Source organism: Synechococcus sp. CS-1328, assembly GCF_025128095.1.
GTDB lineage: Bacteria > Cyanobacteriota > Cyanobacteriia > PCC-6307 > Cyanobiaceae > CBW1002.
Map to the genome: position 1 here is coordinate 1 of NZ_JAHLYT010000048.1, position 26,048 is coordinate 26,048.

At 66.9% G+C, this 26,048-nt stretch carries 23 protein-coding genes and 1 pseudogene; 12 read left to right on the plus strand and 12 right to left on the minus strand.

Going from position 1 to position 26,048, the window contains the following annotated elements; translation table 11 throughout:
* The 5 genes and pseudogenes from KQ310_RS08150 to gltS all read left to right on the plus strand — a co-directional run.
* Nucleotides 1–280: pseudogene (locus KQ310_RS08150) on the plus strand (sulfate ABC transporter permease subunit CysW); the annotation flags it as partial.
* 341 nt (nt 281–621) lie between these two features.
* Entirely contained in the window at nt 622–1,284 is a 663-nt protein-coding gene (locus KQ310_RS08155; protein ID WP_259721262.1) for a 20S proteasome subunit A/B, read from the plus strand.
* A gap of 61 nt (nt 1,285–1,345) precedes the next feature.
* A complete protein-coding gene (glsA, locus tag KQ310_RS08160) occupies nt 1,346–2,326 on the plus strand; it encodes a glutaminase A (RefSeq protein WP_259721263.1) in 981 nt (326 codons plus the stop codon).
* A gap of 135 nt (nt 2,327–2,461) precedes the next feature.
* Nucleotides 2,462–2,872: a hypothetical protein gene (locus tag KQ310_RS08165; protein ID WP_259721264.1), complete on the plus strand. Its 411-nt coding sequence runs from the start codon at nt 2,462–2,464 to the stop codon at nt 2,870–2,872.
* Between the two features lie 42 nt (nt 2,873–2,914).
* On the plus strand, nt 2,915–4,108 hold the full coding sequence (gene gltS, locus KQ310_RS08170) for a sodium/glutamate symporter (RefSeq protein ID WP_259721265.1): 1,194 nt from the start codon (nt 2,915–2,917) through the stop codon (nt 4,106–4,108).
* A gap of 28 nt (nt 4,109–4,136) precedes the next feature.
* Here gltS and KQ310_RS08175 read toward each other — a convergent pair whose 3' ends face one another.
* Nucleotides 4,137–5,513: a carbohydrate porin gene (locus KQ310_RS08175; protein WP_259721266.1), complete on the minus strand. Its 1,377-nt coding sequence runs from the start codon at nt 5,511–5,513 to the stop codon at nt 4,137–4,139.
* Nucleotides 5,514–6,010: 497 nt separating this feature from the next.
* Between KQ310_RS08175 and KQ310_RS08180 the strand changes: the two genes are divergently transcribed.
* From KQ310_RS08180 to KQ310_RS08195, 4 genes are all read left to right on the plus strand, one after another.
* Nucleotides 6,011–6,184 (plus strand): chlorophyll a/b-binding protein, encoded by a 174-nt coding sequence (locus tag KQ310_RS08180; RefSeq protein ID WP_399237943.1) that lies wholly within the window; start codon nt 6,011–6,013, stop codon nt 6,182–6,184.
* Between the two features lie 78 nt (nt 6,185–6,262).
* A complete protein-coding gene (locus KQ310_RS08185; protein WP_259721268.1) occupies nt 6,263–7,801 on the plus strand; it encodes a carboxypeptidase M32 in 1,539 nt (512 codons plus the stop codon).
* 68 nt (nt 7,802–7,869) lie between these two features.
* The gene (locus KQ310_RS08190) at nt 7,870–8,457 is read left to right on the plus strand and encodes an inorganic diphosphatase (RefSeq protein ID WP_259721269.1); all 588 of its coding nucleotides are present in this window, start codon (nt 7,870–7,872) and stop codon (nt 8,455–8,457) included.
* A gap of 121 nt (nt 8,458–8,578) precedes the next feature.
* Nucleotides 8,579–9,256 (plus strand): L,D-transpeptidase, encoded by a 678-nt coding sequence (locus KQ310_RS08195; protein WP_259721270.1) that lies wholly within the window; start codon nt 8,579–8,581, stop codon nt 9,254–9,256.
* A 289-nt stretch (nt 9,257–9,545) separates the two neighbouring features.
* Here the strand turns inward: KQ310_RS08195 and KQ310_RS08200 are convergent, their stop codons facing one another.
* From KQ310_RS08200 to rpoD, 7 genes are all read right to left on the minus strand, one after another.
* Nucleotides 9,546–11,621 carry a chloride channel protein gene (locus KQ310_RS08200; RefSeq protein WP_259721271.1) on the minus strand — a complete coding sequence of 692 codons (2,076 nt, stop codon included), beginning with the start codon at nt 11,619–11,621 and terminating at the stop codon, nt 9,546–9,548.
* A gap of 27 nt (nt 11,622–11,648) precedes the next feature.
* Nucleotides 11,649–12,614: a hydroxymethylbilane synthase gene (gene hemC / locus KQ310_RS08205; RefSeq protein WP_259721272.1), complete on the minus strand. Its 966-nt coding sequence runs from the start codon at nt 12,612–12,614 to the stop codon at nt 11,649–11,651.
* Between the two features lie 184 nt (nt 12,615–12,798).
* The gene (locus KQ310_RS08210) at nt 12,799–13,215 is read right to left on the minus strand and encodes a DUF1824 family protein (RefSeq protein ID WP_259721273.1); all 417 of its coding nucleotides are present in this window, start codon (nt 13,213–13,215) and stop codon (nt 12,799–12,801) included.
* Nucleotides 13,215–13,859 carry a phosphatase PAP2 family protein gene (locus tag KQ310_RS08215; RefSeq protein WP_259721274.1) on the minus strand — a complete coding sequence of 215 codons (645 nt, stop codon included), beginning with the start codon at nt 13,857–13,859 and terminating at the stop codon, nt 13,215–13,217. Before KQ310_RS08215 ends, KQ310_RS08210 begins: the two co-directional genes overlap by 1 nt.
* The gene (locus KQ310_RS08220) at nt 13,859–15,643 is read right to left on the minus strand and encodes a glycosyltransferase family 39 protein (RefSeq protein WP_259721275.1); all 1,785 of its coding nucleotides are present in this window, start codon (nt 15,641–15,643) and stop codon (nt 13,859–13,861) included. Before KQ310_RS08220 ends, KQ310_RS08215 begins: the two co-directional genes overlap by 1 nt.
* A gap of 107 nt (nt 15,644–15,750) precedes the next feature.
* Nucleotides 15,751–16,860 (minus strand): glycosyltransferase family 2 protein, encoded by a 1,110-nt coding sequence (locus KQ310_RS08225; protein ID WP_259721276.1) that lies wholly within the window; start codon nt 16,858–16,860, stop codon nt 15,751–15,753.
* A 73-nt stretch (nt 16,861–16,933) separates the two neighbouring features.
* Nucleotides 16,934–18,445, minus strand: a complete 1,512-nt coding sequence (rpoD, locus tag KQ310_RS08230; RefSeq protein ID WP_259721277.1) for an RNA polymerase sigma factor RpoD — start codon at nt 18,443–18,445, stop codon at nt 16,934–16,936.
* Nucleotides 18,446–19,163: 718 nt separating this feature from the next.
* On the opposite strand from rpoD, the gene priA reads away from it, so the two are divergent.
* Nucleotides 19,164–21,422: a primosomal protein N' gene (gene priA, locus KQ310_RS08235; RefSeq protein WP_259721278.1), complete on the plus strand. Its 2,259-nt coding sequence runs from the start codon at nt 19,164–19,166 to the stop codon at nt 21,420–21,422.
* A 24-nt stretch (nt 21,423–21,446) separates the two neighbouring features.
* On the opposite strand, the gene KQ310_RS08240 is transcribed toward priA, so the two are convergent.
* From KQ310_RS08240 to KQ310_RS08250, 3 genes are all read right to left on the minus strand, one after another.
* Nucleotides 21,447–22,562 carry a DUF3153 domain-containing protein gene (locus KQ310_RS08240; protein ID WP_259721279.1) on the minus strand — a complete coding sequence of 372 codons (1,116 nt, stop codon included), beginning with the start codon at nt 22,560–22,562 and terminating at the stop codon, nt 21,447–21,449.
* Between the two features lie 19 nt (nt 22,563–22,581).
* Nucleotides 22,582–23,481: an acetylglutamate kinase gene (gene argB / locus KQ310_RS08245; RefSeq protein WP_259721280.1), complete on the minus strand. Its 900-nt coding sequence runs from the start codon at nt 23,479–23,481 to the stop codon at nt 22,582–22,584.
* A gap of 148 nt (nt 23,482–23,629) precedes the next feature.
* Complete coding sequence (locus KQ310_RS08250) at nt 23,630–24,223, minus strand: DUF2854 domain-containing protein (protein ID WP_259721281.1); 594 nt, start codon at nt 24,221–24,223, stop codon at nt 23,630–23,632.
* Between the two features lie 57 nt (nt 24,224–24,280).
* On the opposite strand from KQ310_RS08250, the gene KQ310_RS08255 reads away from it, so the two are divergent.
* Complete coding sequence (locus KQ310_RS08255) at nt 24,281–24,559, plus strand: hypothetical protein (protein WP_259721465.1); 279 nt, start codon at nt 24,281–24,283, stop codon at nt 24,557–24,559.
* Nucleotides 24,560–24,592: 33 nt separating this feature from the next.
* Here the strand turns inward: KQ310_RS08255 and KQ310_RS08260 are convergent, their stop codons facing one another.
* On the minus strand, nt 24,593–25,123 hold the full coding sequence (locus KQ310_RS08260) for a single-stranded DNA-binding protein (RefSeq protein WP_259721449.1): 531 nt from the start codon (nt 25,121–25,123) through the stop codon (nt 24,593–24,595).
* Between the two features lie 31 nt (nt 25,124–25,154).
* On the opposite strand from KQ310_RS08260, the gene KQ310_RS08265 reads away from it, so the two are divergent.
* Nucleotides 25,155–26,027, plus strand: coding sequence for a precorrin-6A/cobalt-precorrin-6A reductase (locus KQ310_RS08265; protein ID WP_259721282.1), 873 nt, complete (start codon nt 25,155–25,157; stop codon nt 26,025–26,027).
* Nucleotides 26,028–26,048 lie beyond the last annotated feature (21 nt).

A 26,048-nucleotide genomic window follows, 5' to 3' on the forward strand; every position in this document is an offset into this window, starting at 1 on the left:
CACCCTGCCTTCGGTGCGCTGGGCTGTGGTCTACGGCCTGATCCTCACCACCGCCCGGGCCCTGGGGGAATTCGGTGCCGTGTCCGTGGTGAGCGGCAACATCGCCGGCCAGACCCAGACCTTGCCGCTGTTCGTGGAGGATGCCTACAAGCAGTACGACACCGAACTGGCCTACGGCGCCGCCCTCGTGCTGGGAGGTGTGGGTCTGGTGTCGCTACTGCTCAAGCTGCTGGTGGAGCAGGCACTGGGTGGGAGGAATCAATCCCAGCCCACCAATTGATTCGGCGAGGGTCCCCAGGCTCTTCGCGGTGGCAGGGCTAAGGTGCTTGGGGATCTATGTCGAGATGGCCTGCCCAGAAGTTGCTTGCCTGATCGTTGGTCTGGTTCCGTCCCGGAGGGCTCAGACCGAGTCGATTGACGTGCGGATTCAAGGGGGTGGAGACATTATGTGGAGAGTTCGCAGGCGGATCTGAGCCCGATCAGGACTTAAGATTGCTACCCTCCTTCCCTGGCTGGGCTCAAGTGACCTATTGCATTGGATATTGGCTTGAGAAAGGACTGGTCTTGGTTTCTGATTCGCGTACAAATGCAGGTGTTGACTACATATCATCCTATAGCAAGATGCATGTGTTTCAGCCGGCATCGGATCGGCTATTTATTCTGTTGGCGGCTGGAAATCTAGCTACGACACAGGCAGTGCTGAACTGGATTCGGAGGGATCTGGATCGGGCCAGTGGCGAGGATCATGAGGGCGGGAAAAATCTGAGGACTTGCGAGTATCTTTTCGAGGCGGCTGCCTATGTTGGTCGGGTGAGCCTCGCTGTGCAACGGCAAGATGGGCCTGCTTTGAAGGAGGTTGGTGCCGATGTTGGGGCCTCGTTCATCCTTGGTGGGCAGATTGGTGGTGAGTCTCACGGTCTTTCTATGATCTATCCTCAGGGAAACGCGGTGATGGCGACCCGCGATACGCCCTATCTGCAGATCGGTGAGACGAAATATGGCAAGCCCCCGCTTGACAATGTCGGGCACACCAATCTTTCCCTTGAGGATGCTGCGCGCCTCTGCCTGATTTCGGAAGTGCTCACCCAGCGCTCCAATCTCACCGTGGGCCCCCCTTTCGAGCTGGCCATCGTGCCGCGCAACACGCTGGCGATTGCTCACCAGATCAAGTTTGAGGCGGATGCCCCCGAGCTTTCCGCCATGTTCGAGACTTGGAGCAGCGCCCAGCGGGAGGCGCTCTATCGGCTGCCCCATTTCACCTGGGAGCAATCGGCGTCGGATTGATCCGGCCGAACCGATCCGCCTCACCCGCTGACGCTTTCACCCCTCACCCCGCCTGCCCACCATGAGGTCCGTGTCCGAATGGGTTTCCACCGGCCATCTGCCCACCGCAGAGGTGGTGCAGGATCTGGTCGCGGAAGCTCATCGGCGGTTCTCTCCCGTGCTGGATGGCCGGGTTGCGAACTACATTCCCGCCCTGGCTGCAGCGTCTCCGGAGCATTTCGGCCTCTGCGTGTCCAGCAGTGGAGGCGCACTGTTCGACGCGGGCGAGGCCCGGGTGCCCTTCAGCATCCAGAGCATCTCCAAGCCGTTCCTGTTTGCTCTGATCTGCCAGGCTATTGGCGAGGCGGAGGCCCGTGAGAAGCTCGGTGTGAACAGCACCGGTCTGCCGTTCAATTCCGTCCTGGCGGTGGAGCGCAGTGGGGAAGGTCTTTCCAACCCTATGGTCAATGCCGGGGCGATCGCTGCCACCAGCCTCGCCCCTGGCGCCACCAGCGAGCAGAAGTGGGCCTTCATTCAAGACGGCTTCTCCCGTTTCGCTGGCCGCCGCCTCGAGATCGATCCGGTTGTCTGCGAGTCGGAGCTGGCCACCAATCGGCGCAATGCCGGCATCGCCACCCTGCTCAGCGACCACCAACGCCTCTGGTGGGATCCCGAAGAAGCCACCGATCTCTACACCCGCCAGTGTTCCCTCAGTGTTACTGCTGCTGACCTGGCGGTGATGGCCGCCACCCTGGCCAACGGCGGCCGCCAACCGGTCACGGGCGAGCAGGTGATCGAGGCGGTTCATTGCCAGCATGTGCTGGCGGTGATGGTCACCGCCGGGCTCTACGAAACCTCCGGCGACTGGCTCTATGCCACCGGGCTCCCCGGCAAGAGCGGGGTGGCGGGCGGCATGATCACCGTCGCACCCGGAAAGGGTGGACTGGCCACGTATTCACCCCCCCTCGATGAGGCGGGCAACAGCGTGCGCGGTCAGCTCACCGCTCGCTTTCTCTCCGAGCAGTTAGGCCTGAACCTGTTCGCGTCCAGGCCAGAGGGATAACGGGATCCTGCAGTGGATGTGTTCCTCCCCCTCTCTGTGCGGGCTGTCATGCTGCCTCCTGGATGCGACCTTCCGACAATGGTTTCGATTCGCCTGATTCCGCCGGTTCTGCTCACGGCTCTTGTGACGGCTGCCTTGAGCGTCCCCAGTGCCCAGGCCAGCTGCCGCTTTCTGATGCCATTGGGTGGCAGTGGCGATCCGGTGGTCTCCAAGCGGATCGGCCCGGATCGCTTGCTGGGTAGCACCAACTGGAATACCGACTTCATCGTGGATCGGCCGTTTCGTTCTTACCAGTTCTTTTTCACATCGGCTTCCTCGGAGCGTGCCACCTTCCCGATTTCCGCGTTCATGCGCTTCACCGATGGCACCAGCCTGCAGGTGGTGAATGAAACGCCGACCTTCGAGCCAGGGGCCGGCCGGAAATTCGGCCCATTCCAGGCCGTTCCTGGTAAGCGCACCAATCTGATGAACTTCCGGGTCGGCTCCAGCAGCAGGCCAGCGGCGGTTGGTTTCAGCTATCGCATCTCCGTGCAGGGGTGTGAATGACGCATCTTCAGACCTGCCAGTTTTTCCTGAGCATGATCCTCCATGCAGTTTGAGAGCTTCGCCACGTTTAATATCGCCATCGTGGTATTGGCGCTCGGTCGATGGCTGAATCGAAAGGTTGCCTTTCTACGGGAATTCAACATTCCCGAGCCGGTCACCAGCGGCTTGCTGGTTTGTATCCTGCTGGCGCTGATCCATTCCATCAACGGCATGGAGATCAGCTTCAATCTGCTGTCGCGGGATTTTCTGCTGCTCTACTTTTTTGCATCGATTGGACTGAATGCCGATATCAAGACCCTGCTTGCAGGTGGCTGGCCTCTGCTGATCCTGATCGCCTCCACGGTGGCATTCATGTTTCTTCAGAATCTCACTGGGGTCGGTATGGCAACGCTGCTGGGATTGAATCCACTGGTGGGGTTGCTGGGTGGGTCCGTGTCCCTGCTCGGTGGCCATGGCACGGCCATCGCCTGGGCGCCGCGCTTCGCTGAAGCCCATGGCATCAGCAACGCCCTGGAAATCGCCATTGCCTGTGCCACCTTCGGCCTGGTTCTGGCCTCCTTGATGGGAGGCCCGATTGCCCGCATTCTGATTCTTGGCAAGAAGCTGAAGCCTGCTCAGCCCATGAATGGTGAGGTTGGCCGCAACTCCGGAAGTGAGCAGGATGAGGTGACCTATTTCACGCTGCTGCGAACCCTCTTCTGGCTCAACTTGAGCCTGGGTCTGGGTGAGCTGCTGCATGAAGCTCTCCAGGCCGTCGGTAGCAACTTGCCCCTGTTTGTCTGCACCCTGTTCGCGGCGATCTTCCTCACCAACACCGTGCCGCGGCTGCTGCCGATCCGGTGTCTGGCACCGCCCCGTTCCCTCGACATCGTCTCGGATATTGCTCTGGGCATCTTCCTGACGATGTCGTTGATGAGCCTGCAACTCTGGACGATCGCCTCCCTGGCGGGTCCGATCCTGGCCATTCTGGCGGCGCAGTTCGTGCTCACCTTCCTGTTCGCCTTGTTCGTGGTGTTCAAGGTGATGGGGGCCGACTACGAAGCCGCCGTGATCTGCGCCGGTTTCGGGGGGAGTTCCCTGGGGGCGACGCCCACGGCGATGGCCAACATGTCGGCGGTGGTTCAGCGGTACGGTCCGGCCCACAAGGCTTTCATTGTGGTGCCGCTGGTGTCCGGCTTCTTCGTGGATATCAGCAACGCCGTGGTGATCCAGCGCTTTCTGAATTGGTTCGGTTGAACACATGCCGAGTCAATCACACACCGAGTCAGAAGCGCAGCGTCGTTCGGATCACTCCGGCCCAGACGCCAAGGCTGGGATTGCCCGATGGCGCTGGCGACAGAAGAGCCTCGAATCGATCCGCGGTCGCAGTCATGGCGCCGCGAGGGCGGCTCAGCCAGAAGACCGCTGGCGTCAGGGAGAGGCGGTCACTGATCTCGATCCTGTAGGACAACTCGTAGGCGAGGCCGCGGTCGTTGATGGAGGTCAGCCCTGGGGCCTGGATGGCCGTCACATGGGCGGGGGATCCCACGGCGAATCCCAGGCTGTTGCCCAGGCCCAGCACATCGCTCCAGACCAGGCCGGTGTACCAGGACCCTGTACGGATGCTGGATCCATCGGCCACGGGAGTGCGGCCGAAACGGAATCTGTCGTGGCCCCAGCCCACACTGATCGAAGGCAGCCAGCCGGAGGAGCGGGGTTGCCAGTAGCCCGCCACTGACCAGGACCCGACGCTTCCCTGGCTGGACTCTTCGGCCAGCTGGCTGGCCAGAGGAGTTCCCCTCAGCCTCACCGGAGGGCCGCTGAGGCTGTAGGCCCCGGTGATGTTCCATTGGGGTCGGGTCAGGGCCAGCTGGATGGTGCTGGTCTGGGAGGAGCTCGGCGAGAACAGGCCGCCTCCCTGGGGCGAGCTGCCGGCTCGGCCGGCGACGTAGGCCGTGCCGAGGCTGAGACCCTGCAGCGACCCTTTGGGCTGCCACCAGACACCGAAGCCTCCGCCGAGTCGTTTGCTGTAGGCACCCGGCGCTCCGGCGAACTGGAACAGGTCGAGGATGGGGGACTGGTTGTAGACGCTCGGCCACACGGGAAGCATGTCGAGCTGCATGATCCGCGCACCGAAGCTGAGGCGGATCTCGGGGGTGAGGGGGACCTGCAGGTAGGCCCTGTTGATGCTGATCTGTTGCACCGCGCAGTCTCCCTGCCCCGCGCTGCAGGCGGGCTCCTGGAAGGCGAAATCCAGCCGCGACAGTGGTGTGGGAGCGTTGGAGAAAAAGCCGGATCGGGCGAAGTTGCCAGCGCGGAAGCGGATCCTCAGCAGATCCTGGCCGGTGACGCTGGTGTCGATCGTCAGCCGGGCCTCGTGGTTGAAGCTGAGGCCGTTGAGCAGGGGGGCTCCCGCTGCCGTGTTGCTGGAGGTCTCAACCTCACTGCCGCTGTAGCGCAGGGCTCCCAGGGCGCCATTGACCTGCACTTGCACCGTTGTGGTGGGAGCAAAGCGAGAGTCTTCAAGCTCCTCGATCGCCTCGATGTCTTCTCTTGCTTCCTGGGGCGCCTCAAGGGGGATGTCCTGGGCGAGCAGGGGGCCTGCGGCAAAGGCGATCGAGGCGATGGCACAGCACCGGAACCCGAACGGTAGGGAGCTCACGTTGCCTGCCACCCCATATTCCTTGCGTTTTGGCCTCCGGCGCCTGAACGCGTGGTGACCGGCATGGTGTTGATCACAGCACAGGCAGATATCCGGTACGGGTTTCACTCTCCATTGCGGTGATGTGCCCCATCTGGCTGATCAGAGGGCCGGGGGAAACCGCCCTTCATCTGACCATTCAGCCTGGAAATTGTTGGCAACGTCATTCTGGATCTACGGTGTTGTCATGAAGAGGAGCCCTGACAGTCATTGATCAGGGCATCGTCGAAGCGCTACAGATCTTTCGCTACTGCCATGGGCCTGGACGCCCTGGTTGCTCTCCAGCACGCGTTCCTGCTTCAGGACATTCACCGAATTCACTTACAGGACTCATTGCCATGTCAGCTTCAACCAAAAACGCAGCACGGACCCATGTCAAAAACCATGCCGAATCAGAAGGAGGGATGTGGGATTCGCAGGAGTCAGAGCTCCTCGATCCGCGGGTCATTGAACCACGTATGTATCTCGCCAGCGCAGCCAGTCACAGTGGCTGGGGTTTCCACAGCCGTGCCGAACTCCTGAATGGTCGCCTGGCCATGCTGGGCTTCGTGATCGGTCTTGTGGTCGAGGCCCTCTCAGGCCAGGGAATCCTGCAGCAACTCGGCCTTGCTGCCCTGCTCCCCCAAGGATGATCAGTCCCGGCCCCATCGGCCAGCCAGACTGAACGCGCCAGGCGAGCGCGATGCTGGCGTCAGCCGTTGCCTGACTCCATGGCCCCCTCGGGTTCGACCCTCGATCGCCTGCGCAGCCATCTGCACCAGACCCGGCTGCTGGGCTCGATCAGCAGCGCCCTCTACTACGACCAGAACACGGTGATGCCAGCGGCGGGGGCCGCCTGGCGGGGGGAGCAACTGGCCTTGCTGGCCGGCCAGCTGCACGAGCGCCAGAGCAGCGATGAGCTGGCCGATCTGGTGGCGGAGGCGGAGGCCGAGCTCGACGTTGAAGCTCCGCCGCAGCGGCGCCGCAATCTGCAGCTGCTGCGGCTGGAGCAGGAGCGCCAGCGCTGCCTCGATCCTGATCTGGTGGCGGCCCTGGCCATGGCTCAGTCGCGCGGCAATGCGGTGTGGCAGGAGGCCCGGGCGCGCAACGACTTCAGCGCCTTCGCGCCGGCCCTGACCACGTTGATCCGGCTGCGGCGTGAGCAGGCCAGCCAGCTGGCCGCCGCCGAACCGGTGGTCCGCAGTCCCTGGGAGATCCTGGCCCAGCCCTTTGAGCCGGATATCAGCGTGGCGCGGCTGGAGGCGTTGTTTGCCCCCCTGAAGGCCGAGCTTCCGGCTTTGCTGGACCAGGTCACCTCTGCAGCACACACAGCAGCTGCAAGCGCAGCTGCGCCCACTGCCGACCTGCCCGAGGGCCTGCAGGAGAGTCTCTGCGCGGCGCTGCTCGACGGCTGGGGCTATGACCCCAGCCGCTGCCAGCGCTCCCGTTCCGCCCACCCCTTTTCCTGCACGGTGGGCCCCCAGGACTTCCGCATCACCACCCGGGTGGTGCCCGGCCAGCCGCTCTCCGCCTTCCTGGCCACCGCCCACGAGTGGGGCCACTCCCTCTATGAGCAGGGCCTTCCCCAGACCGACGACCATTACTTCCCCTGGCCCCTGGGAGAAGCCACGTCGATGGGGGTGCATGAATCCCAGTCGTTGTTCTGGGAATGCCGGGTGGCCCGCAGCCGCGCCTTTGCTGACCGCTGGCATTCTCGCTTCCGCGATGGTCTGGGGGCTGATCCCTGGGGAGGCGCCGCCGGCTTCTGGCGCGCCCTCAACCCGCTGCGGCCGGGGCTGATCCGGGTCGAGGCTGATGAGCTCAGCTACGGCCTGCACATCGTGCTGCGCTTCGAGCTGGAGCTGGCCTTGCTGGAGCAGGAGATGCCGGTCGAGGATCTGCCGGAGCAGTGGAATCGCCGCATGCGCGACCTGCTCGGAATCCAGCCACCCACCGACGCCCAGGGTTGCCTTCAGGACATTCACTGGGCCGAAGGACTCTTCGGCTATTTCCCCTCCTACGCCCTGGGTCATCTGATCAGTGCCCAGCTGTCCGAAGCGATGGAACGGCAGACCGGTCCGATCGAGGAACGCGTGGCGGAGGGTCAGGAGGAGAGGCTGCGCGGTTGGCTGGCGGAGCAGGTCTGGCCGCTGGGTCGCTCGGTGAACGGCGAGGAGCTGGTGGAGACGGTCACCGGCCGACCCTTGAGTGCGGAGCCGTTCCTGGCCTATCTCAGGCAGAAGGTGCACCGTTTGCTGGCTCCGGCCTGAGGGTGGCCAGATGGCGGCGCGGTCTGGGGCGATCCGTAGGATGCCCGCCAGCCGTTTTGAAGTGCTTCATGGCGAACATCGATCAAGCCCCCAGCCGCACGATGATGAATCTGCTGCATGTGCTGCCGGCTTTTGCCGATGAAGCGGAACTGCGGCTGAACACGATCGTGGAGCTGAACAGCAACACCATCAACAAATACGAGCTGATCACCGAAACCGGGCAGCTCAAGCTGGATCGAGTCGGCTATTCCTCCCTTTCTTATCCTTTTGCCTATGGCTGCATCCCCCGCACCTGGGATGAGGATGGCGACCCGCTCGACATCGAAATCGTGAGCGTGACCGAACCTCTGGTGCCCGGCAGCCTGGTGGAGGCTCGCATCATCGGCATCATGAAATTTGATGATGGCGGCGAAGTGGATGACAAGGTGATTGCCGTATTGGCTGATGACAAGCGCATGGACCACATCACCTGCTACACCCAGCTGGGTGATCACTGGCTCAAGGAAACTCAGTATTACTGGGAGCATTACAAAGATCTCAAGAAGCCCGGCACCTGCCGTGTCAATGGCTTTTTCGACAGTGGTGAAGCCGTGAAGATCATCAAAGAGTGCGAAGCGCGTTATCTCGAAGTCATCGAGCCCAAGCTGGTCGGCTGAGCCTCGCAGGATCGGGATCACGCCCTGTGGGGGTGATCCCCCTTGGCTTCCATGCCCAACCCGGCTGGACTCCCTAGTCTGCTTTGCAACGACGTTGTCTGTTCCAACCCCTGTTTCGGCCATGGTGCGCTTTCTCCATTCCCGGTCTGTTGCGGCACTGGTTGCCCTGCCTGTCCTTGCGAGTGTTGGCTCCCTGAGCCTGGGCACCACCGCCGTGGCGGCGGAGCCATCCACCTCGTCGTTGCCGGCGGCCACTCAGACCCGCTCCACCGAGTTCAGCGCCACCGGGTCCGCCGCTACCCAGCCCACCCCAGGCCTGTCGGCTCCCGCCACCACGCTTCCCTCAGGCACGACACCTGCAGGAACGGGGGCTGGTGATGCCGCCACGGCGCCGATCACCCGCGAGATCCTCCTGGAGCTGGGGCGGCGCACCATCAGCCTGCGGGAGAACGGCAAGGTGATCAGCAGCTGGCCGGTCGCCATCGGTGATCCCGGTACCCCCACCCCCACGGGCCGCTTCAAGGTCGAGAACAAGGTGGTCAATCCTCAGTACCAGAGCACCAAGAGCGGCAAGATCAATCCCGTGTTGGGCGCCAATGGCCCACTGGGTGATCGCTGGATCGGCTTCAAGAGCAGTGGTGCCAACCAGTACGGCATCCACGGCACCCCCAGCGCCTGGTCCTGGACCGTGAGTTCCCGCTCGGCGGTCACCAATGGTTGCGTGCGCATGTTGTCCGACCATGTCCGCAAACTCTTTGAACTGGTCGAGGTGGGGACGCCCGTGGTGGTGACCCGCTGATCCGGCAGGAACCAAAAACATTCTGCAGATCCAGCCGCGAATGCATAGGAAGGCCTGTGCCGGCCCGTAGGGTCATTGGCATCTTCGTGATCGAATCCACGCAATCGCTGCTGCTGGCGCGGTGACGTGGATTCGGTCTCAGCCGGCACCATGGCCCATTCCGTTCCCCTTCGCGCTGGATTTCCGTTGCATCCCTCGGATCACCCCCACAGCTTTGATCCGCTCAACAGCACAGCGCTGAAGTGGTGCAGCAATGGCGAGCTCTCCGAACTCGATCTGCATCGCATTCTCAGCCGTCTGTCCCAGGTGGATCCGGTGGCGGGTCCGTTGGACCCTCAGGCTTGCGATCTGGCCAGCTGATCTGACGGGCCAGGGCCAAGGCCATGCCATCGCGGCTGGCCAGCCCCTGCAGTCGGCTCAGCAGCAGACCGCCGGCCGGTAGCCCATGGGGCAAAGCCCCCCCCAGCGATTGCGGCAGGTCGAACACCGGCAGCTGGCGCAGCCCTTGGGACAGCAACTGTTCCTCCAGTTGGGCCAGGTTGGCGCTGAGCGGTAACCAGACCAGTTCGCTGCGGCGGCAATCGAGCAGCCGTGGCCGATTGTCCAGGGCGTCATCCTGGCCGTGAAGGTCCGTTTGCCCATCCAGTCGGCGGGATGGGTCCTGTTGGGGGATCTGCTGGGTGGTCCATCGCTGCTTGGCGCTGAGGACCCGCTGCAGGTCCGGCAGGGTGACCAGCCCCATGGCCCACTCCCCCTCGCTGACGATCAGGGCATGGCCATGGCAGGCCACCAGTTGGTTCAGGGCCTCGAGAACCGGTGTGTCTGCCTCCAGCACCAGAGGAGCTTCCGGTTCAAAGGCTTCCGCCACCGATAAGGCCGTGAGCCGGCCACGCCGCTCCTCCTCGATCGGATCCGGTCCCAGCAGGCCAGGATCGTGCAGCCCTTGCCAGCGCTCCACCAGGGCTGCACTCAGACCGGCGGCCGCCATCAGCGGCAGCACGATGCGGATGTCACGGGTGAGCTCGAACAGCAGCAGCAGGGCCGTGAGGGGAGCCCGGGCGCTGCCCGCCAGCACCGCCGCCATGCCCACCATGGCGTAGGCCGGTGGTTCAGCCACCGGTAGATGCAGGCCGCTCTCCCCCAGGATCTGGCCGTAGCAATTGCCCAGCACTGCTCCGAGGAAAAGCGATGGTGCGAAGCCGCCGCCCACGAATCCGGTGGCACTGCTCACGGCCGTGGCGAGCACCTTGACCACGAGCAGCACCGCCAGGGTGAGCAGGGGGATGCCACCATCGCGGCCCAGCAGGGCTTCGATCGTGTCGTAACCCACCCCCAGCACCTGGGGGAACAACAGGGCCATGCCACCCACGGCCGCACCGCCGAGGGCGGTGGGCAGCCCGATCGGCAGGCGCCCCAGCCACTGCTGCAGCCTCTGGCTGCGCCCTGCGGCCAGCAGGCTGATCAACAGCCAGGACATCAGGCTGGAGACCACTCCCAGGCCCAGATACAGCGGCAGTTCCAGCGGTGAGCGCACCTCGTAGGCCGGCAGCCTCAGGATCGGGGTATCGCCGAGGCAGAGCTGGGTGACCAGGCAGGAGGCCACCGCCGCCACCAGCACGGCCCGCACGCTGGGACGACCGGGAATCGCGCTGAAACTGCCCTCCAGCGCGAAGAACACGCCGGCGATCGGGGCCTTGAAGCCCGCCGCCAGACCCGCCGCTACCCCTGCCGCCACCAGCGTTTTCTGGCTCTGGGGTGTCAGCCTGCCGCGTTCGCCCACCCACAGGCCGATGTTGCCACCGCCCTCCACGCTGGGGCCCTCGGGTCCCAGGGAGGCGCCGCTGCCGAGGCTGAGCGAGGCTGCCACCAGCCGCAGCAACGGCAGTTTGGGGGCGGCCGGCTGGCTGCCCTCGGCCATGGCCTGCAGGCTGGGCAGGCCAGGGCCGAGGTCCCCGCCGATCCGGCGCAGCACCCCCACGGCCAGCCCCCCCAGCGTCGGGACCACCACCACGGGCCAGAGCTCCAGCCAGCCTGGCGCCGATGGCAGGGGTGGAGGCGTGGGCAGCGGTGCAGCCGGCGGCGGCGGCAGGAACCCCAGGCCCCCCAGGCCGATCTCCAGCAGGGCCTTCAGCGGTGTGCTCCCTTCTGGCGGCAGGGAAGGCAGCTCCGGGGCCGGCGGTGCGGCGGAGGTTCCCAGGCTGAGCAGGCCTTCCACGAAGGGGCCGAACAGGAAATTGTTGATGAAGCCCAGCAGCTCATGGAACCCCACGACCGCCAGGCCGGTGGCGGTGCCCACCAGCGCGGCCCAGGCCAGCAGATTCCACTGGAAGGGCAGGGCCGTGGCCTCGGAGGACGACTGCTGCATGGCCGAGGCCGTGACCGCCTCTCCGCTTCAGGCCTCAGGCCGGACGCTGGCGAAGATCTCCTGCAGGATCTCGCCGGCGCCCTGCTGCTTGAGCGTGTGGGCCAGGGCGATGCCGATCGCTTCTGGATCCTCCTGGGGACCATGGGCTTCGTCGCGGATCAGGCGCAGGCCATCAAGGCTGGCCACCATGCCGGTGAGCACCAGGTCGCCGCTGCCGTCTGGCCCCTCGAAGCGGGTGTTCACACCGATCGGCACCTGGCAGCCACCCTCCAGTTCCCGCAGGAAGGCCCGTTCCGCCAGGCAGCGGCGGGCGGTGGGGGTGTGCTCCAGCACCTTGATCTGCTGCAGCACGGCCTCGTCACCCTCGCGGCATTCGATGCCCAGGGCGCCCTGGCCCACGGCATGCAGAGAGATCGACGGGTCGATCAGTTCGTGGATGCGGTCGCCCAGGCCGAGGCGACCCAGGCCGGCTGCCGCCAGGATCAGGCAGTCGAACTCGCCGGAATCGAGTTTTTCGAGGCGGGTGATCACATTGCCGCGCACATCCTTGAAGACGAGGTGCGGGTAGTGGTGCCGCAGCTGGGCCAGGCGGCGCAACGAGCTGGTGCCCACTACAGCGCCCTGCGGCAGGGTGGCCAGGGTCTTGTCCCTGTGCGTCTCGTGCACCACCAGGGCATCGGCCGGATCCTCCCGCTCGGTGATGCAACCCAGCATCAGCCCCTCGGGCAGGTTGGTGGGCAGATCCTTGAGGCTGTGGACGGCGATGTCGGCCTGGTCCACCAGCATCTGGGCTTCCAGCTCCTTGGTGAACAGCCCCTTGTCGCCGATCTTGGCCAGGGCCACATCGAGGATCTTGTCGCCCTGGGTGGCCATCGCCTCGATCGAGATCTCCAGGCCGTCGTGGGCCTTGGCCAGCTCATCGCGCACCCAGTGGGTCTGCACCATGGCGAGCTGGCTGCGGCGGGAGGCAATGCGCAGGGTGGAGCCGGCCATCGAAAACCTTCGGTTGGCAGTCGAGCTGCCGATCAACAGCCGCCCAGCCTAAGGACCGGCCCGCTCGGGTCAGCCAGCAGCGCGATGCTCCGTGATCTGCCGATGCATGCATCCTGCTGCTGCTGCAGGAAGATCCAGCTGGCGATCAGGTCATCCGCCAGCTTTCAGGCCATCCGGCGCGCGTTCAGCCGAAGAAATCCAGGGGCAGCGGTCCCCAGGTGTCCTCTGCATCGGGATCGGCGGGGCTGTGGCCGCTGATCAGCAGCCCTTCGCCCAGGCCGTTCTCATGACGCAGGCTGAAGCTGCCGGTGTTCTGGTTGCCCTTGAGGAACACCGGCCCAGCCTCGGCCGCCGCTGCGCTGGCGCCGCCCTCCGGGTCACGGCCGTTCAGGGGGGTCAGGGGGCTCCAGCCCAGGGCCGCTTCGCAGTGGCGCAGGGCGGTTGTGGCGGCAGAGGCCGACGGGGCCATCACCCCCACGGTGAACCAGTCGCAGGCGGCCAGCAACTCCTGCAGCTCCTGGCGCAGCACCTGCCGTTCAGCCTCACTGAGGCTGGGGGCGGTGCGCAGTCCGCGCAGGTCGACGAGGGCAGCGACAGCCATCAGGGGGAGGAATCGGCAGGGCTGCGCCAGATTGACAGGCAGACCGTCAGCCAGGCGAGGCCCACGGCTCCGCCGGCGATCAGGTCGCTGGGCCAATGGGCCCGCACCACCAGGGTGCTCAACCACACCAGCGCCACCCACAGGCCCGCGCCGATCGTCAGGGGCCAGCGCAGCCGTGGATGGTGCGCCGCCAGGATCGTCACCATGGCGAAATAGAAGACCACGCCACCAGCGGCATGGCCACTGGGAAAGCTGCGCCCATCCACCTCCAGCAACTTCTCGTGGGGCCTGGAGCGATCGAAGAAGGGTTTCAGCAGCCGATCCACGATCAGCAGAATGCCGCCGGTGGCCACCACCAGCATGGCCAGATCGCGCCACCACCGCTTGAACGACACATAGAACAGGGCGGCGAGCACCAGCACGAAGGTGAAGCCGACGCCACTGATCCGATAGACCTGCACCAGCACCGCCCGCAGGGGGCCGCGGATGCTCTCGCCGATCCAGTCGAGCACCGCCTCATCGAAGCGCGGCGGCTGCTTGGGATCGAGGTTCATCGCCAGTGCGGTCACCAGAGCGATGCAGACCAGGACCGTCAGAGCGTCGATCCAGCGGAGCTGCGGCCGGGGAAGGGAAAGGCGCGGCATCAGGAGGTCCTCCGGTTGCGGGATCGTTTGCGCGGACGCAGGTCGTCGAGGGGGACGCGCCAGAGCTCCTGAACCCCGCGCTGACCCAGCCGTTCGATCCGATCGGCCGGCAGGGCGAAGCCATCGAGTTCGTGGCGATCGCCCAGCAGAAGGACGCTGACACTTGCGGGCTGAACGTCGAGCAAGGAGGGATCCTGCTTCCAGAGATCCTTGACGTCGCTGGCATCGCCGAGGAACACGGCCGACCGTCCGCCATAGAAGAGGGTGCTGTAGCGCTTGGTGCCCACCACCCACAGGGGTTCATCCGGGCGGCTCTGGCTGCCCGCCAGCTGTTGCAGCTGCCGCACGGGGAGCTGGCGTTCCCGATCCAGCAGCGGACCAAGGGGTGCCACCACACCGAACAGCACCGCCAGGAAGCCGGCCAGATTGGGAAGCCAGATCCAGTCGCTGCGGCGGCCCAGCATCAAGGCCAGGCCCACCAGCGCGGCCAGGCCGAGCAGCACCGCCAGCAGCTGCGGCAGACCGGAGCTGCTCAGGGCGGCGGCGAGCTGGGGATAGGCCGGATCCCGGCTGACCCAGCCCGGTGCCAGGGCGGCCGCGGCGGAACCCGCGGCCAGCAGCGCCACGTTCACCCAGCTGGCCAAGGCCCAGGGCGTTGGAACCTGCCGCACCCGTGAATCGGTGGGCAGGGGATGCCACAGCAGGGCCACCAGCAGGCTGGCGGCTGGAATGGCCGGCAGGATGTAACCCGGCAGCTTGGTGGCGGCGGCCGAAAAGAACGCCACGATCAAGACCAGCCACAGCAGCAGGATCGTCGGCAGGGCCAGGGCGTCGGCTTGGCGTGCGCGGGCCAGGGGCCAGGGGGCGGACCGGGCGATCGCCTGGGGCAGGAACGGCGACCAGGGCAGCAGCAGCAGCACCAGCCAGGGCAGGTAGAACCAGGGCGGTCCTGGGTGGTCATAGAGCACGCTGGTGAAGCGCTCCAGGTTGCTGAAACCGAGGAAGCCGCCCAGGAAGGCCTGGCCGTGGACCGCCGTGGCAGCGGCGTACCAGGGCAGGGCGATGCCGCAGAACAGCAGGGTCATCGCGGCCAGGGGGAAGGGCCGCAGCCAGCGGGACCAATGGCCCCGCACCACCAGGTCGGCGCCGATCACGATGGCAGGCAGCAACAGGCCCACCGGGCCCTTGGCCAGCACGGCGATGCCGGCGAAGCAGGCCATGCCCATCCGCCCCAGGGCGATCAGGCGCCGGTTGGAAGGATCCCGTTCCGCCACCAGATAGCTGAACAGCGCCAGGGTGATGGCGCTGGACAGGAACATGTCGGTGGTGGCGGTGCGGCCCCAGCCGATCCAGGCCGGTGTGGTGGCCAGCACTCCGGCCGCCAGCCCGGCCCGCGCCACGGCTTTCAGCCGCGATTCCCCAGCGGGCGCCCAGAGCAGCAACAGGCCGAACGTGGCCAGCACCACGGCACTGGCGGCCAGGGCCACCGGCAGTCGCGCCGCTACTTCGGAGACACCGAACAGTCGGAAGCTCAGGGCCACCATCCAATAGCCCCAGGCCGGATAGTCGAAGAACGTGGTGCCGTTCCACCAGGGCGTGACCCAGTCGTTGCGCAGCAGCATCTGATGGCCCACCTCCACAAAGAGGGCCTCGGTCTTGTCCATCAGGCCGAGGGCGCCGAGGCCGTTGAAGAAAGCCAGCCAGCAGAGCCCGATCAGCCCCACGATTGCCAGCAACGCCAGCCGGATCGGCTGGTCTTGCAACACGCTCAGCCTGCTCTTCAATCCAGCACTCTGAACATCAGCCAGGTTCTGCAATCCAGCCACGTGCCCATCGTGATCGACAGGTTAAGGCTCCGCCTCCGGGCCGGCTGGTTGAGGAGCGGACCGCTTCAGGGCGTGTTCCAGACGAAGCGGGAGGAGGCGGCGTAGTTCCAGACAAACACCACCAGGATGCCGGCCAGCTGGGCCCAGAAGGTGTCGGGCGAGACGAAGTTGTAGAACGCCGAGGCCAGGCCCACATTGGCCAGCACCGGCAGGGACGCCACCAGCAGAAATTTGAGCAGGCCCCGCAGCAATCCCAGGCCTCGCAACCGCTGGAAGCGGAAGGTGAGGGCGTTGTTGATCAGGTAGTTCGAGCTGGCGGCGGCCACCACGGCCACGGGCAGGGCCTGTTCAAAGTCGAACCGGTCGCCGGCCATCAGCAGGGCGGTCATCAGCAGCTGTACCGCTACACCGCTGATCCCCACCAGACCGAAGCTGATCGCCCGTCGGGGCAGCAGCCGAAAACTGAGGCTGTGCAGGATCGAGATCAGGAAGTCCCAGAACACCGCCAGATCCAGCTTGGAGCTGCCGTAGCTGCGCGGCTGGAAGGTGAGCGGGATATCGGCGGCCCTGAGGCGGCCGCCGCTGACGGCCAGCAGTTCGTAGAGGAACTTGAAGCCATTCACGTCCACGGCGCGGATCAGGGGCAGCACTTTGTCGAGCCGCAGCGCGAAGAAGCCGCTCATGAAATCGCTCAGCGGCCCATAGGCTCGGGCCAGGCTGAAGCGGGCCACGCTGTTGGCCCAGGTGGAGCCGGTCTCCCGGCGGCCGCTCAGACCGCGGATCTCGGCCCCCGGGTGGAAGCGGCTGCCGATCACCAGATCGAGATCGTCGGTCTGCAGCCTCTCGAGAGCACGGAACACCGAACCCGGTTCGTGCTGACCGTCGCTGTCCATCACCACCGCCAGATCCCCGGTGGCATCCAGCAGCCCTTCCTTGATGGCGCTGGCCAGACCGGCCCGGCCGACGCGGCGGATCAGCCGGATCGCCGGTTCGCCATGGGCCAGCCTCCTCACCAGCTCGGCGGTGCCGTCGGCGGAGTCGTCGTCCACCACCAGGATCTCGAGATCGAACTGGCGGCGCAGCGGCAGCAACTGCGCCAGCAAGGGCTCGATGTTGCCCCGCTCGTTGTAGGTGGGCAGCACGATCGAGACGCGGACCGGGGCCGGCGCCGCCATCGCAGGGGCCGGCTCGGACGAGGGGAGTGCGGTCAAGGGGTGAACGGGCGCTCCAGGCTCAGCAGGCACAGGATCACTTGATGTATTCCTTGAGCACGCCGTTGCGGTTGGGATGGCGGAGCTTGCGCAGGGCCTTGGCCTCGATCTGGCGGATGCGCTCGCGGGTCACATCGAAGATCTGGCCGATCTCTTCGAGGGTCTTCATGCGGCCGTCATCGAGGCCGTAGCGCAGCCGCAGCACATCGCGCTCGCGCGGGCTGAGGGTGGCCAGCACGCCTTCGAGGTCTTCGCGCAACAGGTTCTTGGCCACGTCCTGCTCGGGATTCTCGATGTCGGCTTCGATGAAGTCGCCGAGGCGGGAATCCTCCTCCTTGCCGATCGGGGTCTCCAGGGAGATCGGCAGCTGGGCACTCTTGGCGATGAAGCGCAGCTTCTCGATGGTCATCTCCATCGATTCAGCGATCTCCTCTTCGGTGGGCTTGCGGCCGAATTCCTGGGAGAGGGTCTTGGTGGTTTTTTTGATGCGGGAGATGGTTTCGTAGAGATGCACCGGCAGGCGGATGGTGCGGCTCTGATCGGCGATGGCGCGGGTGATGGCCTGGCGAATCCACCAGGTGGCGTAGGTGGAGAACTTGTAACCCTTCTCATGGTCGAATTTTTCCGCTGCCCGGATCAGACCAAGTGAACCTTCCTGGATCAGGTCCTGGAAGCTCAGGCCCCGGTTCATGTACTTCTTGGCGATCGACACCACCAGGCGCAGGTTGGACTGCACCATCTTTTCCTTGGCCCGGCGGCCGAGCATCAGGCGGCGCCGGAACTTGATCACCGGCATGTCCAGCAGGACAGCCCATTCCTTGGTATCGGGGTAGTGGCCCTTGTCGGCTTCGAACTGGCTAGCCAGTTCCTCGAGCTGAAGCAGGTCAGCGATCTTGCGGGCCAGTTCAATCTCCTCATCCGGCCGCAACAGGCGGATGCGGCCGATCTCCTGCAGGTAGACGCGGATCGAATCTTCGGTGTAGACGCCCTTCGGCCCCACCTTGATGCTGGCGAGGGCCTTGGCGTCCTTGGCGGATTTCTTGTCGGTGTCTGCCTCGGTGTCGCTGCTGGCCAGGAGCTCATCAGCAGCCAGGTCCAGGTTGGCGGGAGCGCCGGCCACCTCTGCGGCTTTGGCCTTGCTGCTGCGGGACGCTGTCTTGGTGGCAGCGGACTTGGTGGCAGTGGTCTTGGCGGATGCACCCTTGGCGGCAGGGCTCTTGGCAGAAGCGCTCTTGGCGCTGGCCTTGGTCGCGGCTTTGGTGCTGCTGCTCTTGGCGGCTTTCGCGGTGGTGTCCTTGGCGCTGCTCTTGCGGCTGCTGCTCTTGGTAGTGCCGGCCTGCTCCTCACTGCCCGGTTCGGCGGTCTTGGCGGTGCGGCTGGCGCGCGGCTTGGCCTTGCTGGCTTTGGCGGCATCCAGGCCGGCCTCGGCGGCCTGGGCGGCAGCGGGTGTCTTGACGATGACCGACTCGCCGGACGCGCTGGCCACCATCAGGATCTCCGGCGCGGCGGACTTGGCTTTGGCGGTGGGTTGGGCGGCGACTGGGCTCATCGGATGCGGCGAGACGATGGTGTGGGGAAGGCGAAACTGGGGAATCGGAGCGTTCAGCCTGTGGGATGGACCTGCGGTGGACCGGACCGGCGCTGGAACGCACCGGAGGAACGCAAGAAGATCAAGGGAGCTCAGGGGGTGTCCCATGGAGAGCGCCCTGACGGCAGGACGAATCAATCGGCAGGTGGAGGCTCCGGATCAGGAGCCCTGCAGAACGGATCGGTTCAGGATCAAACGCGATCGGGTCAGGTTGTTCAGCGATCGGGACGCCAGATCAGCCCATGGCCGGATCACCTGGGTCTTCCCGGGACTCCCCGGAAGGGAGCAAGGGAGACGCTTGCGGCAGTGGAGCTGCCGGCCGGTGGGTCACTGCGGCTCCCTGGGCAAAGCAGTGCCTGGAAGCCAACAGCGTGACCGAACCGCTGGGGCGGGCCGGTCGAAGGGCGTGTGGGGGACCTGATCGAAGGCCGAGAACCTGACCGATAACGGGAGAAGATGGAGAACGGAGCCGAGGCAGTGCTGTCAGGGGTGGTCGCAGACCTGGAGGACCTGATCTCGAGGACGGTCCTGCGCTTCGGGTCTTCCCTCTGGACGGAACTCTGCCGGGTTCCGACAGCAGCTTTGAAACTGCTCAACGCCATTATCTTAAGAAGACAGGGAGACAGCCGCAACTTCCCTGTCCATTTTTGACGCCCCAGATTCGATCCACGGCCCTGATTTGATCCACGGCTTCGTGCAGGTGTGGCTGGAGGCCGGCCGGGAGGGGCAGGTGTTCACCTATGCCAATCCCGATCGGCTCGTTCTGGGGCCAGGGGATCTGGTGGCGGTACGCCTGCAGGGCCGGCGTCATGGCGGTCTCGTGGTGGAGACCATCGCCGAGGTTCCCGCTGAGCTTCTGGGCCGCACCCTGGAGCCGGTGCTGGAGCTGCTGCAGCCCGCCGCCGTGGACCCCCGCTGGCGTGCCTGGATCGCCCAGGTGGCCGATCAGTGCCACACCAGTCTGTTGCGCACCATCAAGAGCGCCCTGCCGGCCGGCTGGCTGGGACAGCGCCGCAAGACCCCGCTCAGCCGCTCCTCGGTGGGGGCCGCCTCCCGGGCCCTGGCCCGCAGCTGGGTCGCGTTACCGGCCGACCAGCCAGACGATCCTCTCCCCACCACTGAACGGCAGGGACGTTTGCTGCAGGCCCTGGCCGAGCGGGGTGGCCAGCTGCCGCTGACGGCCCTCCAGCAGGTGGAGGGCTACTCGCCGGCGGTTCTGCGCACCCTGGAGCGGCGGGGATTGCTGTTCCGTTGCCCACCGCCTGCCTCCCCTGTGTCTGATGGACCCGTTGGGTACCGGCTGACGCCGGCCCAGCAGGAGGCCGTCGCGGCGATCGAGGCATCGGCCCCTGCCCAGGCCCTGCTGCTCTGGGGTGTGACGGGGGCCGGCAAGACCGAGGTCTATCTGCAGGCGGCGGCCGCCTGCCTCGCCAGGGGTGAGAGCGTGCTGCTGCTGGCCCCGGAGATCGGCCTGATCCCCCAGTTGCTGGACCGTTGCCGCCAGCGGTTCGGCGCGCAGGTGCTCGAATATCACAGCGGCATGGGCGACGCCGAGCGGGTGCGGGTGTGGCGGCGCTGCCTGGAGGCGGCTGCCGAGTCCGTGGCCCTGGTGGCGGTGGGAACCCGCTCGGCGGTGTTTCTGCCGCTGCCCCGTCTTGGCTTGATCGTGCTGGATGAGGAGCACGACGACTCCTACAAGCAGGAGAGTCCGATGCCCTGCTACCACGCCCGCGATGTGGCCCGGCTGCGGCTGTCCGGCTGTGGCGCGCGGCTGGTGCTCGGCAGTGCCACACCGTCGCTTGAAACCTGGCTGCGCTGCCAGGGCGAGGCCGCCGACACCCGGTTGCTGCGCCTGCCCGAGCGGATCGGGGCCCGGCCCCTGCCGCCCGTGCTTGTGGTGGACATGCGGATGGAGTTGGTCGAGGGGCATCGACGCCTGCTCAGCCGGGCCCTGATGGGGCGTCTGCAGCACTTGCAGGAACGCGGCGAACAGGCTGTGGTGCTGGTGCCGCGGCGTGGCTACCGCTCCTTTCTCAGTTGCCGCAGTTGCGGTGAGGTGGTGCTCTGTCCCCACTGCGACGTGGCCCTCACCGTGCACCGCAGTGCCCGCGCCGATGGCGCCGGCCATGAGTGGCTGCGCTGCCACTGGTGCGATCACCGCAGCGCCATCAGCCATCGCTGCAGCCATTGCGGTTCCACCGCCTTCAAGCCTTTCGGTGCCGGCACCCAGCGGGTGATGGAGCAGCTGGCCGCTGAGCTCGAGGGCCTGCGGGTGCTGCGTTTCGATCGGGACACCACCCGCGGCCGCGACGGTCACCGCCGTCTTCTCGAGCGCTTCGCCGCCGGTGACGCCGACGTGCTGGTGGGCACCCAGATGCTGGCCAAGGGCATGGATCTTCCGCGGGTCACCCTGGCGGCGGTGTTGGCCGCCGACGGGCTGCTGCATCGCCCCGATCTGCGCTCCAGCGAGCTGAGCCTGCAGTTGCTGCTGCAGCTGGCCGGCCGGGCCGGCCGCGGCGAGCGACCCGGCGAGGTGCTGGTGCAGACCTACTGCCCGGAGCATCCGGTGATCCGGCACTTGGTGGATGGGCGCTACGAGCAGTTCCTGGTCGAGGAGTTGGCCCTGCGCCGCCAGGCGGGCCTGGTGCCGTTCAGCCGCGCCTGCCTGCTCCGGCTGGCCGGGCCGAGCGCCACTGCCACGGCCACGGCAGCCTCGTCCTTGGCCGAGCATCTGCGCCCCACACTCCTGGCGGCGGGCTGGATGCTGGTGGGCCCGGCGCCTGCGCCGGTGGCCCGGGTGGCGGGGCGCAGCCGCTGGCAACTGCTCCTGCATGGACCGGCGGGGACATCCCTGCCACTGCCGTCTGAGGCAGAGCTTCGGCAGACCCTGCCAACCGGGGTGAGCCTGGCGATCGATCCCGACCCCCTCAGCCTCTGAGCGCCCGCTGGTTCTGGGGATCGATCAGGCCGGCAGCTCCGGCCAGCCGAAGCCCGCCCGTCGCCGCAACCACTGCAGCAGGGAGACCACCAGCAGCAGCAGCAGGATCGAGGCCCCGCCCAGCCCCAACGGGCTCCAGCGCCAGCAGCGCAGCTCCAGCCTGTTGACGGCCCCGGCCTGCAGGGGCCAGAGCTGCCCTCCGGGTTGCCGCGAGGGCCGGGTGGCCGTCGGGGTGGCCAGGCGCACTGCCGAAGGCCGCACCGGAGCCAGGTCCAGGCCCAGATCCAGGCCTGGAACGGTGGCGAGGTGGCGCAGATCCAGCTCCAGTTGCAGCTCCTGCCGCACTCCCAGGCCCCAGTTGCGCTCCCGCAGCGCCAGCTGGGGCGGCGGCAGGGGGACGCCACCAAGCTGCGAGGCGAGCTCCAGGTTGCGGGCCAGCTGGGTCAGGGCGGCCGCGGCCGGTTGAACGGATCCGATCAGGTTCTCCACGCCGCCGCTGCGGTCGTGGCGAAAGCCCTCGGCTTCCAGGGCCAGCGCGAACTGCCGCTGCCAGGGGGTGATGCGGCCGCTGTCACTGCGCAGATGGTGCTCCAGGCGCAGCCGGCCCGGTCCTTCGAAGTGGAGGTCGCTGCGCACCTGCATGCAGCCGCCCAGGCCAAGGGCCAGCAGCACCAGGGCAATCACCAGGGCCGCGAAGCCGATCGGGGCGCGGGTGGCCCCCACCGGTGGGGGCGGTGGCGGCGGCGGGCCGCTGTTGGTCCGCCGCCGCAGAGCGGCTGCCCGGCTGCCCTCCAGGGAGGGCGCGTCTCCAAGGGCGGGAAGGGTGAGAGACCAATCGCGGGGGCGACTGAGCGCCGGGGCCTCCAGGACCAGCAGCAGATCCCGCGCCTGGGTCCGGAGCATGGGATCGCTGCAGCGCAGCAGCTCGCGGCAGCAGGCCTGGGCCCGTTCGCTCTGGCCCTGACCCATCAGGGCCGTGGTCATCAGCAGCCGCACCTCCCCGCCCAGGGCGGTGCGCGCTGGATGCAGGGCCGCGAGCGGCTCCAGCAGGCGCAGCACCTGGCCATAGTCGCCGCGCTCAAGGCCGCGGCGGGCCGCCTCCAGAGGGTCGTCTGTCAGTCCAGGCCCAGCCCCGCTCAAGCGCTCCATCGCGGTGCCGTCAGCCGTGCTTGAGGCCGCGGCAGCTGCCCACCACCATCGTGCCGATGCCGCTGTTGGTGAACACCTCCAGCAGCAGGGCGTGGGGGACCCGGCCATCGACGATGTGGGCGGCGGCGACCCCCTGGGCCAGGGCGCGGATGCAGCACTCGGTTTTGGGGGTCATGCCCCCCTCGACAATTCCTTCGGCAATCAGGGCCCGCGCTTCGGAGAGGGTGAGCTGGCGCAGCAGGGAGGCCGGATCGTGCCGGTCCCGCAGGATGCCGGCCGTGTCGGTGAGCAGGATCAGCTTTTCGGCCTGGAGGGAGGCGGCCAGCTCCCCGGCCACGGTGTCGGCGTTGATGTTGTGGGCCCGACCGGCGGAGTCGGGGGCCACGCTGGAGATCACTGGCACGTAGCCGTTGTCGAGCAGCGGCCGCAGCACGTCGGGCTTCACAGCGGCCACATCACCCACCAGACCATGTTCGCCGTCGCCATAGGGACGGGCCCGCACCAGGGATCCATCGCTGCCGGAGAGGCCCACCGCCCGCACCCCCACCTGGTTGAGGCCATTGACGATCTGCTTGTTGACCCGTCCGACCAGCACCATCTCCACCACATCCATGGTGGCGGCATCGGTGACCCTGAGGCCGTCACGGAACTGGGGCTCGATCGCCAGGCGCCCAAGCCACTGGTTGATCTCCGGGCCGCCGCCGTGAACCACTACAGGCTGGACGCCGACGGAGGCCAGCAGGGCCAGATCGCGGAACACGGCATCGCGCAGCTCCTCCTGCACCATGGCGGCGCCGCCGTACTTGACCACAATGCGCCGTCCGGCGAAGCGCTGGATGTAAGGCAGCGCCTCACTGAGAACCGACACCCGCAGGGTGTCCTGATGGCTGATCGAGGGCTCGGTGCTCAACGGTCTGGTGGAAAGGGTGGGGAGTGAGCGGGGGGAGGCGGTCCGTCGAAGCGGCTTCGGTTGGCGTTGGGCCTCGGGAGTTGGGTCTTTGGCCTTGGGCCTTTGGCCTCGGGCGTGGTGTTGGCAGCGGTGCGATCGGGCCTTGACGTCAGACGTCGCCGGTTGTTTCCGTGGTGACAGTCTCCGTGGCGCCAGTCTCCGTGCCAGCAGTCGGCAGGAGGCTGAGCTGGAGTTGATCACCGCCCAGCCGGCTCAGTTCCGCCTGCAGGCCGGGCCCGAAGAAGCGGCCCAGCCGCTCCTGGCGTGCTTGCCACTGGTCATAGGGCACGGCACCGGTGCTGAAGCGCATCCGCAGGCCGTAGCCGCCGTTTTGCTCGACCTCGGCGATGCTCAGCAGCTGGGGGGGGGCATCGTCGTCCCAGAGCTTGAGGGCTTCGAGGGAACTCTCCAGGTGTGCTTTCTGGCCGTAACGCCAGCGGGTCACGTCGCCCAGCAGCTTGCGCAGGGGTTCATTGGCCTCCTGCTGGCGCAGCGCCTTGAACTGACTGGCCGGGGTCAGGCGCTCGGCGGGAGGCAGCTCCGACGACTTCAGGGCCAGTCCGCCGAGTAGGACGGGCACCCCGTAGAACACCCCGGCCAGGCTGAGGTTCGGGCTGTCTGTGGCGTAGGCGATCGAGCCGATCACCGTGAGGGCAGCTCCGGCGATCGTCACCAGGCTGCCGGGGGATGTGAGCGCTTGCATGTCGCCATCTTCCTGCAGGGGGTAGCAGGATGGCGATGGCCTCCATCCCGCTCCGCCGTGACCGCTCCGAACGCCGCTGCCGCCAGCGCCGCTGATGTCAGCGCCGCCGCTGCTGCGGGAACCGCAGCGGCGGTCGGCGATCCAGGTTCTCCCGATCCGAGCACCCCTGGGCTGAGCACCGCCGACCTGATCAGCCAGCTGCAGGCCGACCGGCTCTGGCTGTTGCGCCAGATCGATGCCGGTCTCTGGCCCCAGTGGCGGCTGGATCTGGCCGCTCTGGAGCGGGAACTTGGTCAGCTGCTCGATCAGGCCGGTGAGCGCTTCCCCCAGAGCTGATCGTTGAGCGAACGATCGCTGAGCTGGCCTGTTTCAGAAGGGGATGTCGTCGTCGTCCGGCAGGTCTGGCACCAGGGGGGAGGTGTTCCAGGTGGGTGGTGGTGGAGCGGCGGCTGTGGCCGCGCTGCGGGCCTCCGGCTCACCCGCCGGGCGGTGTTGGGGCGCCGCAGCCACTGGCCGCTGGCCAGTGGCCATGCCAGGACCCACGGCTGTGGCCATGCCGGCGCTGCCCAGTCCCGGTCCGCCAGGGCTGCCGCCGTCCGGTCCGATCGGGTGCAGCCGCGAGAGGGTGAATTCCGCCCGCTTTTCCTTGACCCCATCGGGGCGGCTCACGGTGTTGATCCGCAGTCGACCCTCCAGCACCAGCCTCTGGCCCACCTGCACCCGGTTCTGCAGATCCTGGGCGAGGTTGCCCCAGCCCACCACCTTCAGCTGTCCCGGAGGATCATCGGGCCGCAGGCCATCCAGCCGCACCGCCATCTCGGCGATCGGGGTCTGGCTGTCCTGGGTGTAGCGGATCTGGGGAGCCTCCAGCACCTCCACTTCAAGCAAACAGTGATTCACGCCCCGCCGGCCGGTTGATCGCCCCATCCTGATGCACCGCTCAAGCCCTGTCGCTGCCCCTGTGGGTCAGGATCGTCTCTGGTTGGTGGCCGGCACGGGCGAGGGGCCGCCCCTGGCGGCAGAGCTGCTGCAGCGGGGCTGGCGGGTCTGGGTGAGTGTGGTGACGGCCGCGGCCGCGCGCGCCTATGACCCCCATCCCGCCCTGGAGATTGAGGCGGGAGCCCTCGGGCCGCAGGGCGTGGCGCAGGTGCTGCAGGAGGCCGTCCAGCAGGGGCGTCCCTTCCGCTGGGTGGTGGATGCCAGCCATCCCTTTGCGGTGCGGATCTCCGCTGAGCTGCAGAGGGCCTGCGCTGGTCTGGAACAGCCGCTGCTGCGCCTGCGGCGGGAGGATGCGGCGCTGGAGCTGACGACAGCCAGTGGTGCTCCATTGCTGTCCACGTCAAAGTTGTCCATGCCAAAGACATCCCCTCCAGAGCCCTTGCTCTTGGATGGTGTGTCTGCCCTGGAGGGGTGCGGCTCCTGGCAGGGCCGCCGCCTGCTGCTGGCGATCGGCTCGCGGCAGTTACCTGAGGCGCTGGCCTCCAGCGGCGGAGCCCACCACTTCGCCCGGGTGCTGCCGGCTCCCAGTTCCCTGGCCTTGGCCCTGGCGGCCGGGTTGCCCCCCGAGAGGATCGCCTGTCTGCGACCCGCTGCCGGAGCGGCGGTGGAACGGGCCCTGTGCCGCCGCTGGGCGATCAGCCACGTGCTCTGCCGCCAGTCCGGCGGTCGCACCGAAACCCTCTGGCGAACGCTGGCGGCGGAGCTGGGACTGCACTTGCTGTTGCTGCGCGCTCCACCGGAACCGGATTCGCGCCAGGGCCTCAGCTGGGCGGCCTTGCTGGAGCGGATCGGCTGGCCTGGTTGATCCGTTCCAGCATTTGCAAGA